This is a genomic window from Streptomyces lincolnensis (assembly GCF_001685355.1).
GTDB classification, from domain to species: domain Bacteria; phylum Actinomycetota; class Actinomycetes; order Streptomycetales; family Streptomycetaceae; genus Streptomyces; species Streptomyces lincolnensis.
Genome location: NZ_CP016438.1, coordinates 4777764 through 4792962, shown reverse-complemented (window position 1 = coordinate 4792962; position 15199 = coordinate 4777764). Strand labels below are relative to the sequence as shown.

At 66.0% G+C, this 15199-nt stretch carries 8 protein-coding genes and 3 rRNA genes; 6 read left to right on the top strand and 5 right to left on the bottom strand.

Annotation, left to right across the window (positions count from 1 at the left end; translation table 11 throughout):
- Nucleotides 1-65 precede the first annotated feature (65 nt).
- Nucleotides 66-1715 (top strand): ATP-binding SpoIIE family protein phosphatase, encoded by a 1650-nt coding sequence (locus tag SLINC_RS21240; RefSeq protein ID WP_067435438.1) that lies wholly within the window; start codon nt 66-68, stop codon nt 1713-1715.
- 12 nt (nt 1716-1727) lie between these two features.
- Here SLINC_RS21240 and SLINC_RS21235 read toward each other — a convergent pair whose 3' ends face one another.
- Nucleotides 1728-2993 carry an MFS transporter gene (locus SLINC_RS21235; RefSeq protein ID WP_067435435.1) on the bottom strand — a complete coding sequence of 422 codons (1266 nt, stop codon included), beginning with the start codon at nt 2991-2993 and terminating at the stop codon, nt 1728-1730.
- Between the two features lie 141 nt (nt 2994-3134).
- Between SLINC_RS21235 and SLINC_RS21230 the strand changes: the two genes are divergently transcribed.
- The 4 genes from SLINC_RS21230 (at nt 3135) to rrf (ending at nt 9517) form a co-directional block, all read left to right on the top strand.
- Entirely contained in the window at nt 3135-3701 is a 567-nt protein-coding gene (locus SLINC_RS21230; RefSeq protein WP_067435432.1) for a MarR family winged helix-turn-helix transcriptional regulator, read from the top strand.
- A gap of 645 nt (nt 3702-4346) precedes the next feature.
- Nucleotides 4347-5874, top strand: a 16S ribosomal RNA gene (locus SLINC_RS21220).
- A 316-nt stretch (nt 5875-6190) separates the two neighbouring features.
- A 23S ribosomal RNA gene (locus SLINC_RS21215) occupies nt 6191-9313 on the top strand.
- Between the two features lie 87 nt (nt 9314-9400).
- Nucleotides 9401-9517: ribosomal RNA gene (gene rrf / locus SLINC_RS21210) — 5S ribosomal RNA — on the top strand.
- The 16S, 23S and 5S rRNA genes sit together here, the layout of an rRNA operon.
- A gap of 53 nt (nt 9518-9570) precedes the next feature.
- Here rrf and SLINC_RS21205 read toward each other — a convergent pair.
- Together SLINC_RS21205 and SLINC_RS21200 are read right to left on the bottom strand one after the other, a co-directional pair.
- Nucleotides 9571-10236 carry a response regulator gene (locus tag SLINC_RS21205; RefSeq protein WP_067435429.1) on the bottom strand — a complete coding sequence of 222 codons (666 nt, stop codon included), beginning with the start codon at nt 10234-10236 and terminating at the stop codon, nt 9571-9573.
- Nucleotides 10233-11489, bottom strand: a complete 1257-nt coding sequence (locus SLINC_RS21200; RefSeq protein ID WP_079165141.1) for a sensor histidine kinase — start codon at nt 11487-11489, stop codon at nt 10233-10235. The genes SLINC_RS21205 and SLINC_RS21200 overlap by 4 nt, the downstream gene beginning before the upstream one ends.
- Before the next feature lie 122 nt (nt 11490-11611).
- On the opposite strand from SLINC_RS21200, the gene SLINC_RS21195 reads away from it, so the two are divergent.
- Nucleotides 11612-12157, top strand: coding sequence for a GNAT family N-acetyltransferase (locus SLINC_RS21195; protein WP_107406652.1), 546 nt, complete (start codon nt 11612-11614; stop codon nt 12155-12157).
- Nucleotides 12158-12203: 46 nt separating this feature from the next.
- On the opposite strand, the gene SLINC_RS21190 is transcribed toward SLINC_RS21195, so the two are convergent.
- Complete coding sequence (locus SLINC_RS21190) at nt 12204-13751, bottom strand: type IV secretory system conjugative DNA transfer family protein (protein ID WP_067435423.1); 1548 nt, start codon at nt 13749-13751, stop codon at nt 12204-12206.
- Nucleotides 13752-13784: 33 nt separating this feature from the next.
- Nucleotides 13785-15194, bottom strand: a complete 1410-nt coding sequence (locus SLINC_RS21185; protein ID WP_067435420.1) for an ATP-binding protein — start codon at nt 15192-15194, stop codon at nt 13785-13787.
- Nucleotides 15195-15199 lie beyond the last annotated feature (5 nt).

The window sequence follows — 15199 nt, the reverse complement described above, 5'->3', positions numbered from 1 at the left end:
CGGACCCCCCACCGGGCCCGGAGCCGGCGGAACACGCCGCAGACGACGACACGAGGCAAGGATTCGTGAACTTCACGCGCTGGAGCGCCCGGCTCCCCGGAACGCAGCGCCGCGCCGCAGCGCGGACCGACCACCCGGTCACCACCGACCGGCGGGAGGACGCCGCGGGCTCCGTCCCCGCGGCCCGCGCCGAACAGCTCACCGACGGCACCGGGCCCTCCACGCCCGCCGTCGACGAACTCCCGGTGCGTGAGGTCCTGGACCGCGTCCCGGCCCTCGTCGCCCTCGTCCACGGCACCGACCACCGCCTCGCCTACGTCAACGACGCCTATGTGACGGCCTTCGGCGTCCGTCCCACCGGCCATCCCGCGCGCGATGCCCTCCCCGAGTTCGAGGAACTCGGCCTGTTCCCCCTCCTCGACCAGGTCCTGCGCAGCGGCAAGCCCCGCACGGTCAAGTCCCGCAAGGCCCCCGACGGCCGCTCCTACACCTTCACCTGCACCCCGGTGGCCGAGGGCGGCGGCGGAGTCCTGATCTTCGCCACCGACGTCACCGACCACGCCGAGGCCGCCGAGCGCCTCAGGACCAGCGAACGCCGCCAGCGCGAGACAGCGGTCACCCTCCAGCGGTCCCTGCTCCCGCAGGAACTCGAAGAACCGGACGACCTCCGCGTCGCGGCGACCTACCACCCCGGCGGCACGGAAGCCGCGGTCGGCGGCGACTGGTACGACGTCATCACCCTCGGCGGCGGCCGTACGGCCCTGGTCATCGGCGACGTGATGGGACGCGGCGTCCGCGCCGCGGCCGTCATGGGCCAACTCCGCACGGCGGTCAGGGCCTACGCCCGCCTCGACCTCCCCCCGCACGAGGTCCTCCAACTCCTCGACGGCCTGGCCATGGAGATCGACGCCAACCAGATCGCCACCTGCGTCTACGCCATCCACGACCCGAACGAGGGCCGGCTGATCTACGCCTCGGCCGGCCACCTGCCGATCCTCGTCCGCGACGAGAGCGGCGCGGTCCAGCGCGCCGACGAACCCACCGGCCCGCCCCTGGGCACCGGCGGCTGGATGCACGCCTCGGGCTCGATCCCGCTCACCCCCGGCTCCACGGCCGTGCTCTACACCGACGGCCTGGTCGAACGCCGGAACGAGGACCTGGACGAAGGCATCGCCTCCCTGGAACGCGCCCTCTCCGGAGCGACCGGCACCCCCCAGGTGGTCTGCGACCGCCTGGTCCGCGCGGCCGGCGTGACGGCGGAGCACGACGACGACGTGGCGGTCCTGGTCCTCCAGCACCCGGCCCGCACCGGCCCCGACAGCGACCTCTTCCGCAACGCCGCTCTGGAACTCCTCGGCGGCGTGGAAGCGGCCCCACGCGCGCGTGCCTTCGCCTCCGGCGTGCTGACCAGCTGGCGGTTCCCGGCGGAGCTGCACGACCTGGGGGTCCTGGCGGTGAGTGAACTGGTCGCCAACTCGCTCCAGCACGGCACTCCACCCATGCGCCTGCGCCTGCGCCGCACCGACCGCCGCCTGATCGTCGAGGTCACGGACGGCGACGACCACCTGCCCCGGCGCCGCCGCGCGGAAGCGGGAGACGAGTCGGGCCGGGGCATCGCCATAGTGGCGACGATCGCCTCGAACTGGGGATCCCGCAGGACCCCCGGAGGCGGCAAGGCGGTCTGGTGCGAGTTCGCCCTGCCCAAAGCCCCCTGAGCCGGGCCGCCGTCAGGCGGTGACCGACTCCTGCTGTGCTCCGCCCTGGGCCACCACCCGGCTCTTCCGCAGCGACGGCTGGTTCTGTACGGCGGTGAGGTGCCGGCCCAGGCGCAGGGCGAGGACGCTGATGCCCAGCGAGAACAGCAGGAACGTCACGATGTACGGCGCGTGCAGTGACGCCCCCATGGGACCGCCCACCGCCGGGCCGACCGCCAGCGCCAACTGCTTCACCAGGGCGAAGGCCGAGTTGTACTGGCCCGCCATGCCCTCCGGTGCCAGATCGGCGACCAGCGGGGCGACCGTCGGGGACAGCATCGCCTCACCCAGTCCGAACAGCGCGTACGTCGAGACGAACGCGGCCGTCGCCATCTCCTGGCTCCCGTGCCCGAGCCCCGCGTACCCGGCCATGAGCCAGGCCACGGCCCAGATCAGGCCGACGGCCGCGATCACCCGGGACCGCTTCCGCCGCTCCACGAACCGCAGCACGGCGAACTGCGCGACCACGATCATCGCGGTGTTGGCGGCCAGCGCCGTCCCCAGCGTGGACGTGGAGATCCCTGCGGCCTCCACCCCGTACGCACTCAGCCCCGACTCGAACTGTCCGTAACAGGCGAAGAACAGCACGAACCCCAGGACGGACAGCTGGACCATGGCCCGGTTGCCGAGGAGCTGCTTCCAGCTGCCCTTGGCGGACGGGGGCGCACCCTCGACACGAGGCGAGTGCGGCATCCGCACCGTCGTCATCACCACGGCCAGCAGCAGGAACATCGCCGCCTCGATCGCGAACAGCACGGTGAAGGACGCGGTGCTCGACGTGTCGACGAGATGCCCGCCAATGAGGCCGCCCACACCGAGCCCGAGGTTCTGGAGAAAGAACTGCATGGCGAAGGCACGCGAGCGCGTGTCGGCCGTGGAGCAGTCCACGATCATCGTCGCCAGCGCCGGCTGCATCACGGCCTGCCCGGCGCCCAGAGCGGCCGCCGACAGCAATACGGTGGCCGCCGTGCCCGCGAGTCCCAGGCTCAGCGCTCCGACGGCGGCCGTGACCAGGGCGGTGAGCAGCACCGGAAGCGGGCCGCGCCGGACGATGGCCCGCCCGGCGAACGGCAGCACGGTCAGCGCCGCCACGGCGAAGACGGCGAGGACGAGCCCCGCCGTCACGGCCCCCAGCCCCCGCACCTGCGCCACGTAGACGTACAGGTAGGGGACGGTGAAACCGAGCCCGAACGCGCTGAGTGCGTTACCCACGTGGATCCGGCGCATCGCTGCGCCCATCGCCCTGGTCACGTTCACCTCTCTCAGATAGTTGGAGTGCCTCAGTACTTAGAACCGAAGACTTCAAAGCTAAAGTTCGAAGCTAAACAGTACACCTAGAAGAACTTCAACGCCAAGCAGCCCCATGCGATACTTCGGCCCATGGGTGACACCCCCGGCAACACAGGCATGGGCATCGGCGGCGAGCCGACCCTCGAAGAGCAGATCGCCGCCTACCAGCGCGAGTTCCAGGACCTCGACCCCCAGGTCGAGAAGATCGTCTCGGCCCTGTCCCGCCTCAACCGCCGGATGAACGTCGCTTACGGCCGCCAGACCTCCGCGCTCGGCATCAGCAACGCCGAGTGGGAGGTACTCAAGGCCCTCGTCCTCTCCGGCGCCCCGTACCGCCTGGGCCCCAGCGAGCTCGCCAAGCGGCTCGGTCTGACCCCGGCCGCGATGACCCACCGCATCGACCGCATGGTCACGGAGGGACTGGTCACCCGGGAGCGCGACGAGTCCAACCGTGTCCGCGTGATCGTCGAGCTGACCGGCGAGGGCCGCGAGAAGTGGCTGGAGGCGATGCGCCTCGCGTCCGTCTTCGAGGAGGACCTGCTCCAGGACCTCTCCCCGGACGAGCGCACGGCCCTCGGTGAGCTCCTCACCCGCCTCCTGCGTAGGGTGGAGGACGCGCAGCCGGACGCCGGCGGCCGTCTCAGCGACCTGGACTGAGGCCGCGAGAAAAGATCTTGACAGGCGGTGCTTGACAGCCACCTGCTCGATCCGTAGAGTTCTTCGGGTTGCCACGGAGCCGTAACGGTTCTGCGGCAGCACCTCTGCCGCAGTAGCGGCACCTCACACCACAAGCATGATCTCCCAGCCGGGTTGAATTCGGCGTGCCCGAATTCAATTCGATTTGGGGTCGGCACCTCGATTTGAGACCAGCCGACAGAGTCCGCTAAGGTTTGAGACGTCGGAACGGCCCAACAGCCGGGAAGGCAGCCCCCCTCTGACTGGGAGTCAGGCCCGAAAGGATCTGATAGAGTCGGAAACGCCGGAAAGGGAAACGCGAGAGCGGGAACCTTGAAAGCACCGAGGAAATCGGATCGGAAAACGGTCTGATAGAGTCGGAAACGCAAGACCGAAGGGAAGCCCGGAGGAAAGCCCGCGAGGGTGAGTACAAAGGAAGCGTCCGTTCCTTGAGAACTCAACAGCGTGCCAAAAATCAACGCCAGATATGTTGATACCCCGTCTCCGGCCATCACGGCCGAAGATGAGGTTCCTTTGAAGAAAACACAGCGAGGACGCTGTGAACCATCGGCTTATTCCGCCGGTGGTTCCGCTCTCGTGATGTGTGCACCCGATTACGGGTAAACATTCACGGAGAGTTTGATCCTGGCTCAGGACGAACGCTGGCGGCGTGCTTAACACATGCAAGTCGAACGATGAACCACTTCGGTGGGGATTAGTGGCGAACGGGTGAGTAACACGTGGGCAATCTGCCCTTCACTCTGGGACAAGCCCTGGAAACGGGGTCTAATACCGGATACCACCACCATGGGCATCTGTGGTGGTTGAAAGCTCCGGCGGTGAAGGATGAGCCCGCGGCCTATCAGCTTGTTGGTGAGGTAATGGCTCACCAAGGCGACGACGGGTAGCCGGCCTGAGAGGGCGACCGGCCACACTGGGACTGAGACACGGCCCAGACTCCTACGGGAGGCAGCAGTGGGGAATATTGCACAATGGGCGAAAGCCTGATGCAGCGACGCCGCGTGAGGGATGACGGCCTTCGGGTTGTAAACCTCTTTCAGCAGGGAAGAAGCGAAAGTGACGGTACCTGCAGAAGAAGCGCCGGCTAACTACGTGCCAGCAGCCGCGGTAATACGTAGGGCGCAAGCGTTGTCCGGAATTATTGGGCGTAAAGAGCTCGTAGGCGGCTTGTCACGTCGGGTGTGAAAGCCCGGGGCTTAACCCCGGGTCTGCATTCGATACGGGCTAGCTAGAGTGTGGTAGGGGAGATCGGAATTCCTGGTGTAGCGGTGAAATGCGCAGATATCAGGAGGAACACCGGTGGCGAAGGCGGATCTCTGGGCCATTACTGACGCTGAGGAGCGAAAGCGTGGGGAGCGAACAGGATTAGATACCCTGGTAGTCCACGCCGTAAACGGTGGGAACTAGGTGTTGGCGACATTCCACGTCGTCGGTGCCGCAGCTAACGCATTAAGTTCCCCGCCTGGGGAGTACGGCCGCAAGGCTAAAACTCAAAGGAATTGACGGGGGCCCGCACAAGCAGCGGAGCATGTGGCTTAATTCGACGCAACGCGAAGAACCTTACCAAGGCTTGACATACACCGGAAACGGCCAGAGATGGTCGCCCCCTTGTGGTCGGTGTACAGGTGGTGCATGGCTGTCGTCAGCTCGTGTCGTGAGATGTTGGGTTAAGTCCCGCAACGAGCGCAACCCTTGTCCTGTGTTGCCAGCAACTCCTTCGGGAGGTTGGGGACTCACAGGAGACCGCCGGGGTCAACTCGGAGGAAGGTGGGGACGACGTCAAGTCATCATGCCCCTTATGTCTTGGGCTGCACACGTGCTACAATGGCCGGTACAATGAGCTGCGATACCGTGAGGTGGAGCGAATCTCAAAAAGCCGGTCTCAGTTCGGATTGGGGTCTGCAACTCGACCCCATGAAGTCGGAGTTGCTAGTAATCGCAGATCAGCATTGCTGCGGTGAATACGTTCCCGGGCCTTGTACACACCGCCCGTCACGTCACGAAAGTCGGTAACACCCGAAGCCGGTGGCCCAACCCCCTTGTGGGGAGGGAGCTGTCGAAGGTGGGACTGGCGATTGGGACGAAGTCGTAACAAGGTAGCCGTACCGGAAGGTGCGGCTGGATCACCTCCTTTCTAAGGAGCACTTCTTACCGGATCCTTCGGGATCAGGTCAGAGGCCAGAACATCGGCGTACGTCCGGTGCTGGTTGCTCATGGGTGGAACGTTGATTATTCGGCACTCTCAGTCATCTCGGGCTGCAAGTACTGCTCTTCGGAGCGTGGAAAGCTGATCACGAGTGGCGGGGGTGCCGGGCACGCTGTTGGGTGTCTGAGGGCACGGCCGTAAGGTCCTGTCTTCGGGTGCCGGCCCCAGTGAACTCGCCCGGGAGGGCGGGGTGGTGGGTGGCTGGTCGTTGTTTGAGAACTGCACAGTGGACGCGAGCATCTGTGGCCAAGTTTTTAAGGGCGCACGGTGGATGCCTTGGCACCAGGAACCGATGAAGGACGTGGGAGGCCACGATAGTCCCCGGGGAGTCGTCAACCAGGCTTTGATCCGGGGGTTTCCGAATGGGGAAACCCGGCAGTCGTCATGGGCTGTCACCCATACCTGAACACATAGGGTATGTGGAGGGAACGCGGGGAAGTGAAACATCTCAGTACCCGCAGGAAGAGAAAACAACCGTGATTCCGGGAGTAGTGGCGAGCGAAACCGGATGAGGCCAAACCGTATACGTGTGAGACCCGGCAGGGGTTGCGTATGCGGGGTTGTGGGATCTCTCTTCTGTCGTCTGCCGGCGACAGGACGAGTCAGAAACCGTTGATGTAGGCGAAGGACATGCGAAAGGTCCGGCGTAGAGGGTAAGACCCCCGTAGTCGAAACATCAGCGGCTCGTTTGAGAGACACCCAAGTAGCACGGGGCCCGAGAAATCCCGTGTGAATCTGGCGGGACCACCCGCTAAGCCTAAATATTCCCTGGTGACCGATAGCGGATAGTACCGTGAGGGAATGGTGAAAAGTACCGCGGGAGCGGAGTGAAATAGTACCTGAAACCGTGTGCCTACAAGCCGTGGGAGCGTCGCTGTATGTGCTTGCACATGCAGTCGTGACTGCGTGCCTTTTGAAGAATGAGCCTGCGAGTTTGCGGTGTGTTGCGAGGTTAACCCGGGTGGGGAAGCCGTAGCGAAAGCGAGTCCGAATAGGGCGGTATAGTAGCGCGCTCAAGACCCGAAGCGGAGTGATCTAGCCATGGGCAGGTTGAAGCGGAGGTAAGACTTCGTGGAGGACCGAACCCACCAGGGTTGAAAACCTGGGGGATGACCTGTGGTTAGGGGTGAAAGGCCAATCAAACTCCGTGATAGCTGGTTCTCCCCGAAATGCATTTAGGTGCAGCGTCGTGTGTTTCTTGCCGGAGGTAGAGCACTGGATAGGCGATGGGCCCTACCGGGTTACTGACCTTAGCCAAACTCCGAATGCCGGTAAGTGAGAGCGCGGCAGTGAGACTGTGGGGGATAAGCTCCATGGTCGAGAGGGAAACAGCCCAGAGCATCGACTAAGGCCCCTAAGCGTACGCTAAGTGGGAAAGGATGTGGAGTCGCACAGACAACCAGGAGGTTGGCTTAGAAGCAGCCATCCTTGAAAGAGTGCGTAATAGCTCACTGGTCTAGTGATTCCGCGCCGACAATGTAGCGGGGCTCAAGCGTACCGCCGAAGTCGTGTCATTCCAGCATGAGGGCCAACGCCCGTTGGGATGGGTAGGGGAGCGTCGTCTGCCGGGTGAAGCAGCCGCGGAAGCGAGTTGTGGACGGTTGACGAGTGAGAATGCAGGCATGAGTAGCGATACACACGTGAGAAACGTGTGCGCCGATTGACTAAGGGTTCCTGGGTCAAGCTGATCTGCCCAGGGTAAGTCGGGACCTAAGGCGAGGCCGACAGGCGTAGTCGATGGATAACCGGTTGATATTCCGGTACCCGCTGTGAAGCGTCTAACATCGAACCCATTTATGCTAAGGCCGTGAAGCCGTTCCGGACCCTTCGGGGAATGGAAAGTGGTGGAGCCGCCGAACCACGGTGGTAGTAGGTGAGTGATGGGGTGACGCAGGAAGGTAGTCCATCCCGGGCGGTGGTTGTCCCGGGGTAAGGGTGTAGGACGTCAGGTAGGTAAATCCGCCTGGCATGAGTCTGAGACCTGATGCCGAGCCGATTGTGGTGAAGTGGATGATCCTATGCTGTCGAGAAAAGCCTCTAGCGAGTTTCATGGCGGCCCGTACCCTAAACCGACTCAGGTGGTCAGGTAGAGAATACCGAGGCGTTCGGGTGAACTATGGTTAAGGAACTCGGCAAAATGCCCCCGTAACTTCGGGAGAAGGGGGGCCATCACTGGTGATCCGTTTTACACGGTGAGCTGGGGGTGGCCGCAGAGACCAGCGAGAAGCGACTGTTTACTAAAAACACAGGTCCGTGCGAAGCCGTAAGGCGATGTATACGGACTGACGCCTGCCCGGTGCTGGAACGTTAAGGGGACCGGTTAGTCCAACTTCGGTTGGGCGAAGCTGAGAACTTAAGCGCCAGTAAACGGCGGTGGTAACTATAACCATCCTAAGGTAGCGAAATTCCTTGTCGGGTAAGTTCCGACCTGCACGAATGGCGTAACGACTTCTCGACTGTCTCAACCATAGGCCCGGTGAAATTGCACTACGAGTAAAGATGCTCGTTTCGCGCAGCAGGACGGAAAGACCCCGGGACCTTTACTACAGTTTGATATTGGTGTTCGGTTCGGCTTGTGTAGGATAGCTGGGAGACTGTGAACTCTGGACGCCAGTTCAGGGGGAGTCGTCGTTGAAATACCAGTCTGGTCGTGCTGGATGTCTAACCTGGGTCCGTGATCCGGATCAGGGACAGTGTCTGATGGGTAGTTTAACTGGGGCGGTTGCCTCCTAAAGAGTAACGGAGGCGCCCAAAGGTTCCCTCAGCCTGGTTGGCAATCAGGTGTTGAGTGTAAGTGCACAAGGGAGCTTGACTGTGAGACCGACGGGTCGAGCAGGGACGAAAGTCGGGACTAGTGATCCGGCGGTGGCTTGTGGAAGCGCCGTCGCTCAACGGATAAAAGGTACCCCGGGGATAACAGGCTGATCTTCCCCAAGAGTCCATATCGACGGGATGGTTTGGCACCTCGATGTCGGCTCGTCGCATCCTGGGGCTGGAGTCGGTCCCAAGGGTTGGGCTGTTCGCCCATTAAAGCGGTACGCGAGCTGGGTTTAGAACGTCGTGAGACAGTTCGGTCCCTATCCGCTGCGCGCGTAGGAATATTGAGAAGGGCTGTCCCTAGTACGAGAGGACCGGGACGGACGAACCTCTGGTGTGCCAGTTGTCCTGCCAAGGGCATGGCTGGTTGGCTACGTTCGGGAGGGATAACCGCTGAAAGCATCTAAGCGGGAAGCCTGCTTCGAGATGAGTATTCCCACCCCCTTTGAGGGGTTAAGGCTCCCAGTAGACGACTGGGTTGATAGGCCGGATGTGGAAGCCCAGTAATGGGTGGAGCTGACCGGTACTAATAGGCCGAGGGCTTGTCCTCAGTTGCTCGCGTCCACTGTGTTGGTTCTGAAACCACGAACGGCCCCGTATTGGCTACATACGGTGCGGCTGTACAGTTTCATAGTGTTTCGGTGGTTTTAGCGTGAGGGAAACGCCCGGTTACATTCCGAACCCGGAAGCTAAGCCTTACAGCGCCGATGGTACTGCAGGGGGGACCCTGTGGGAGAGTAGGACGCCGCCGAACAATCTTTGAGAAAAGCCCCGTGCCAATGGCACGGGGCTTTTTCTATTTCACGTCTACTTCACCAGCTTCGTGTCGTACGCCAGGATCACCGCCTGGACCCGGTCCCGGGAGTCCGTCTTCGCGAGGATGCGGCCCACGTGGGTTTTCACCGTGGACTCGGCCAGGTGGAGGCGGGTGGCTATCTCCGTGTTGGTCCAGCCCTTGCCGATGACCGTGAGGATTTCCCGTTCGCGGTCCGTGAGGGCGGCGAGGCGGGGGTCGGGGGCTTCCGGGGTGTCGGCCGGTATGGCGGTCGGCAGGTGGTGGGCGTAGGCGTCGAGGAGACGGCGGGTCAGGCTGGGGGCCACGACCGCGTCGCCGGTTGCCACGGCGCGGATGCCGGAGAGGAGGTCCTCGGGCTGGGCGTCCTTGACCAGGAAGCCGGAGGCGCCGGCGCGGAGACCGGAGTAGGCGTACTCGTCGAGGTCGAAGGTGGTCAGGATGAGGACGCGGGTGCGGGAACCGGAGGCGATGATGCGCCGGGTGGCCTCGATGCCGTCGAGGCCGGGCATGCGGACGTCCATCAGGACGACGTCGGGATGGAGTTCGGCCGTCATACGGGTCGCCTCGGCACCGTTGTTCGCCTCCCCCAGCACCGTCATGTCGTCCTGGCTCTCCAGCAGCATGCGGAAGCCGAGGCGCTGGAGGGGCTGGTCGTCGGCGATGAGGACCGTGGTCACTGCGGGGATTCCTCCGGGAGGTGAAGGTGGACGCGCCAGCCCTGTTCGGGGTGGGCGCGAGGGCCGGCCTCAAGTGTGCCGCCGTAGAGGGCTGTTCGTTCGCGCATGCCGGGAAGACCGCGGCCCTCGGTGCCGTTGAGGGGGCCGCCGCGGCCGGTGTCGGTCACGGTGACCGTGACGGCGCCGGAGTCGTCGTAGGAGAAGTCGATGTGGGAGGTGGCGTCGGGGCCGGCGTGTTTGAGGGTGTTGGTGAGGGCTTCCTGGATGACGCGGAAGACGGTGAGCTGGCGGCCAGGGGGGAGGGTGGGGGTGCCCTGGACGGTGGTGTCGACGGGGAGGCCGGCGGCGCGGACGCCGTCGATGAGGGGGGTGAGGTCGGCCAGGGTGGGCTGGGGGGTCAGGTCCGCGGGGGGTGCGGGCGTGTGGTGCTGTGCGGTCTCGTCGCGTAGGACGTCCAGGAGGCGGCGGAGTTCGGTGAGGGCCTGGCGGCTGGTGGTGGAGATCGCGGTGAGGGCCTCGGCGGCGCGCTCGGGGGACTTGGTGGCGGCGTAGCGGCCGCCGTCGGCGAGGCCGGTGATGACGGCCAGGTTGTGGCCGATGATGTCGTGCATCTCGCGGGCTATGCGGGCGCGTTCGGCGGCGGCGGCGAGGCGGGCCTGCTGGTCGCGTTCCACCTCCAGGCGGCGGGCGCGGTCCTCCAGGGCCTCGGTGTGGGCGCGGCGGGTGCGGACCGTGATGCCGATCGCCGCCGCCACGGCTATGGACATCAGCACCGAGACGATGTCCTGGTCGGCGCCTCCCCGGGCGTAACGGGCCGTCATCACGGCCACGGGCGCGGTGATCAGGGCCGTGGCCCACCAGAGGTTGCGCGGGGGACGGCGCAGGGCGATGTGGAAGACGACGAGCAGCTGGAGCAGGACCGCCTGGAGGGCGATTCCGGTCCAGGAGTTGACCAGGGAGACCGGGGCGATGGCGACGAGTACGGCCCTGGGGTGGGTGCGGCGCCACAGGAGGGGGACCGAGAAGCCCAGGCTCAGGATCAGGACCAGCCAGCCGGGGTTGTCGCGGTCGCGGGTCACGTTGAGCCAGCCGTCGCCGAAGTAGTCGATCAGGGCGGCCGTCACCCAGAACCCGGTCAGGAGCAGGTCCCAGGGGAGTGGGTGGTGCTGGTCGAAGGCACGTATGCGTCGGCTGACGCGGTGGACGTACTCGGTGAGGGGTTCCGTCGCTCGTTCTTCGGCCACGCGGTCCATGGTGGGCTGTTTCTCCGCCGGCGTCATACCTTCGATGGTCGCCCGGGCGGGGGCCGGAGGCGTCGGGCCGGGGGCGGTATTTGAGGTGAGCGGGCTAGTACCCGGGTACTACCGTGGCCGGTATGAGCTATGTGATCCGGTCCATACGTGCTGATGAGTGGCCTGCGGTGCGGGAGCTGCGGCTCGCCGCGCTCCAGGACCCCGTCGCGCATCTCGCCTTCCTGGAGACCTACGACGACTCCGTGACCAAGCCGGACTCCTTCTGGCGGGAGCGGGCGGCCAAAGGCGCCGAAGGGGCGACCGGAGTGCAGCAGATCATCGCCGAGGACGCGGACGGGCGGTGGATGGGAACACTGACCGTGCTGGTGGAGGAGGCCGGGTCGACGGACTGGGCCGGGTTTCCCGTCGAGCGGCGCCAGGGGCATGTGGTGGGCGTCTATGTGCGGCCCGAGGCGCGCGGGACCGGGCTGACCAAGGAGCTGTTCGAGGCGGGCCTGGAGTGGGCGTGGGGCCGTGACGCCGAGCGGGTGCGGCTCATCGTGCACGAGGACAACGGGCGGGCGCAGGGGCTGTACCGCAAGGTCGGGTTCGTGCCGAGCGGGGCCGTGGTGCCGTTGGCGCCGGACTCGGGGGAGTCCGAGCTGGAGTTCGTGCTCGAACGTCGGTGACCGGGCCGGGAGTTCGTGCCCCGTCCCGGCCGGCGGCCGCAGGCGGCTACACCGGCAGTTCGGCGTCCGGCCAGCGGGTGCGGGCCTGTTCGCGGGACCGGAGCAGGGCCAGGGTCGGCATACCCCGGTCCGCTCCGGTTGCCAGCAGCTCCGGGAGCTGGGGAAGCGGAGCCACGGCGGCGACGTCGTCCAGGACGAGCGTCAGTGGTGGGTCGAGGCGACCGGAGGATGACCGTTCGGCCATGCGCCGGCCGCGCTCGACCACGCTTGAGGCGAGGGCCGTCAGGAGGGGCATGGCGCCTGGGTTCGTCCTGGGGTCCTCGATTGATTCACCCACCATGTAAAGCGTGCCCCCTTCGTCGACGAAGGAATCCAGGGCGAGGGCATCAGTTCGGTTGGGTGTGCAGGCTTCCCGGATGTTCACCGTGAACAGGGCGGAGAGCGCGCGGCTCGTCAACTCCTGGGCGATGTCCCGGCGTTCGGGGTGCGCGGTGAGGGCGGCCTCGAGTTCGCCCGCCGAGCCGGGTGCGGCCTTGGGGTTGGTGCGCAGGGTTCGTACGGCGTCCTGGACCTGGGTGCCCTGCGACCAGCGGTGGACGTGGCGGATGGTGCGGCCGTCGATGGCGGCGGCGTGCAGATAGCTCCGCAGGAGCGTTTCGGCTACGGCTGTGAGGGCGGCGTCGATCTTCGCGGTGGGGCGGATCGGGGCGAGGAGGGCGGCGGCTCTCGCGATGGCCGTGTCCTTGTCCTCGCAGCCGGAGGTGGGCGACCAGTGGAGGCGGGCCGGGGTGTCGCAGCGGTGGGTGGGGTCGTAGACGTGGACCGGGCCGAGTTTGGCCCGGGCGTCCTTGGTGTCCTGCCAGAGGGCCGGGTTCGAGGTGAGGACGAGGGCGGGGCCCTCCGCGTCCCGGATCGCCTGGGTGGCGGTCGCTCGGCGGGATTCCGGGGAGCCGTAGTGCACCGCGCCCTCGGTGCGGTCGGTTTCCCACCCGCCGACCCTTGTGCCCTTGGACAGAGAGGTGTGGAGGGCTGCCTCCGCCGACGCCGCGTGCAGCGGCTCCGTCAGTTCCTTCGGTTCCGGCGGCGCCTCGGGACTGATCGCCGTCGGTGGCTGCTGGTGGGCCGGCGGTTCGGGCGCGGCAGGAGCCTGTTCCGTCGCCGGCCTCTGGGTCGGTACCTCGTGCGGGCCCGGGGCCGCCGCCTGTGCCATCCGTTCCGCCCGTGCCCTCGCCCGTACCGCCCTCCACCTCGCCACCGTGCCCATGACGAACACCGTCAGGACGACGAGGATCATGAGCTGGCCGATGAACAGGCCCCAGAAGAGGCCGTAGCCGGAGAGCTGGGCGCGGGGGGTGTCGGGCCAGGCGGCGGGGATGTCGTGGGGTTCGGCGACGAGGCTGCGCATGGCCAGGGGGGTGCGGGCGAAGGTGACGCCGTCGGGCCAGGTGCCGTGGGCGAAGAGGGCGGACAGGCCTGTCGCCGACCACGCGAGCAGGGTCATGCCGAGAAGGAACGCGAGTATGCCGACCAGCAGGCCGTCGGGGATGCCTCCCTGGGCGTCCTGTCGGCGCTCGCGTTCCGCACCCGGTCTCATGGCTCTCCCGGTTGTCCGACTGCCTGAAGTTTCCTACGCCACCGTCGACTCGGAGTCGCCGAGGTGCTGTTCCACGAAGGCCGCCGCCCGTTCCTCCGCCTCCAGTTCGGCGGCGCGCAGGGCTTCGTCCGCGAGCTCCACGGAGGACTCGGTCATCGCGCGGTCAGTGAAGACGAGGGGGCGTTCGGTCTCGGTGACCAGGTGTTTGACGACCTGGACGTTGCCGTTGACGTCCCACACGGCGATGCCGGGAGTGAGCGAGGGGATGATCTCCACCGCCCAGCGGGGCAGGCCGAGGACCCGCCCGGTGGCCCGTGCCTCGTCCGCCTTCTGGGCGTAGATCGTGCGGGTCGAGGCCATCTTGAGGATGGCCGCGGCCTCCTTCGCCGCCGCTCCGTCCACCACGTCGGACAGGTGGTGGACCACCGCCACGAAGGACAGACCCAGCCGTCGGCCGAACTTCAGCAGCCGCTGGAAGAGCTGGGCGACGAACGGGCTGTTGATGATGTGCCAGGCCTCCTCGACCAGGAAGATGCGCTTCTTCCGGTCGGGGCGGATCCAGGTGTGCTCCAGCCACACACCGACGATCGCCATGAGGATGGGCATGGCGATGGAGTTGCGGTCGATGTGGGACAGGTCGAAGACGATCAGCGGGGCGTCCAGGTCGATGCCGACCGTCGTGGGGCCGTCGAACATGCCCCGGAGGTCACCGTCGACCAGACGGTCCAGGACCAGGGCCACGTCCAGCCCCCAGGCCCGTACGTCCTCTATGTCGACGTTCATCGCCTCGGCCGACTCGGGCTCGGGGTGCCGCAGCTGCTCCACGATGTCGGTCAGGACCGGCTGGCGGTCCACGATCGTCTCGTTGACGTAGGCGTGCGCGACCTTGAGGGCGAAGCCCGACCGCTCGTCCAGGCTGTGCCCCATCGCGACCTCGATGATGGTCCGCAGCAGCGCGAGCTGGCCGGTCGTCGTGATCGCGGGATCCAGCGGGTTGAGGCGGATGCCGTGGTCCAGGGCCGCCATCGGGTCGAGCCGGATGGGAGTTATTCCCAGCTCCTGCGCGACGAGGTTCCATTCACCGACGCCGTCCTCGCCCTGCGCGTCCAGGACGACCACCTGGCGGTCGCGGAAGCGGAGCTGGCGCAGGACGTACGTCTTCTCCAGCGCCGACTTGCCGTTGCCCGACTCGCCGAGGACCAGCCAGTGGGGCGCGGGGAGCTGCTGACCGTACAGCTGGAAGGGGTCGTAGATGTAGCCCTTCCCGGAGTAGACCTCGCGGCCGATGATGACGCCCGAGTCGCCGAGACCGGGGGCGGCGGTCGGGAGGTAGACGGCCTGGGCCTGGCCCGTGGAGGTGCGCACCGGCAGGCGGGTCGTCTCCACCTTTCCGAAGAGGAAGGACGTGAAGGCGTCGGTGAGGATGGACATCGGATCCCGCATGCGGC

Excerpts from the sequence above, each read along its gene's own strand:
- SLINC_RS21235 (WP_067435435.1), bottom strand. The coding sequence starts at position 2,993 with ATGGGCGCAGCGATGCGCCGGATCCACGTGGGTAACGCACTCAGCGCG.
- SLINC_RS21230 (WP_067435432.1), top strand. The coding sequence starts at position 3,135 with ATGGGTGACACCCCCGGCAACACAGGCATGGGCATCGGCGGCGAGCCG.
- SLINC_RS21200 (WP_079165141.1), bottom strand. The coding sequence starts at position 11,489 with ATGGACCGCGTGGCCGAAGAACGAGCGACGGAACCCCTCACCGAGTAC.
- SLINC_RS21195 (WP_107406652.1), top strand. The coding sequence starts at position 11,612 with ATGAGCTATGTGATCCGGTCCATACGTGCTGATGAGTGGCCTGCGGTG.
- SLINC_RS21190 (WP_067435423.1), bottom strand. The coding sequence starts at position 13,751 with ATGAGACCGGGTGCGGAACGCGAGCGCCGACAGGACGCCCAGGGAGGC.
- SLINC_RS21185 (WP_067435420.1), bottom strand. The coding sequence starts at position 15,194 with ATGCGGGATCCGATGTCCATCCTCACCGACGCCTTCACGTCCTTCCTC.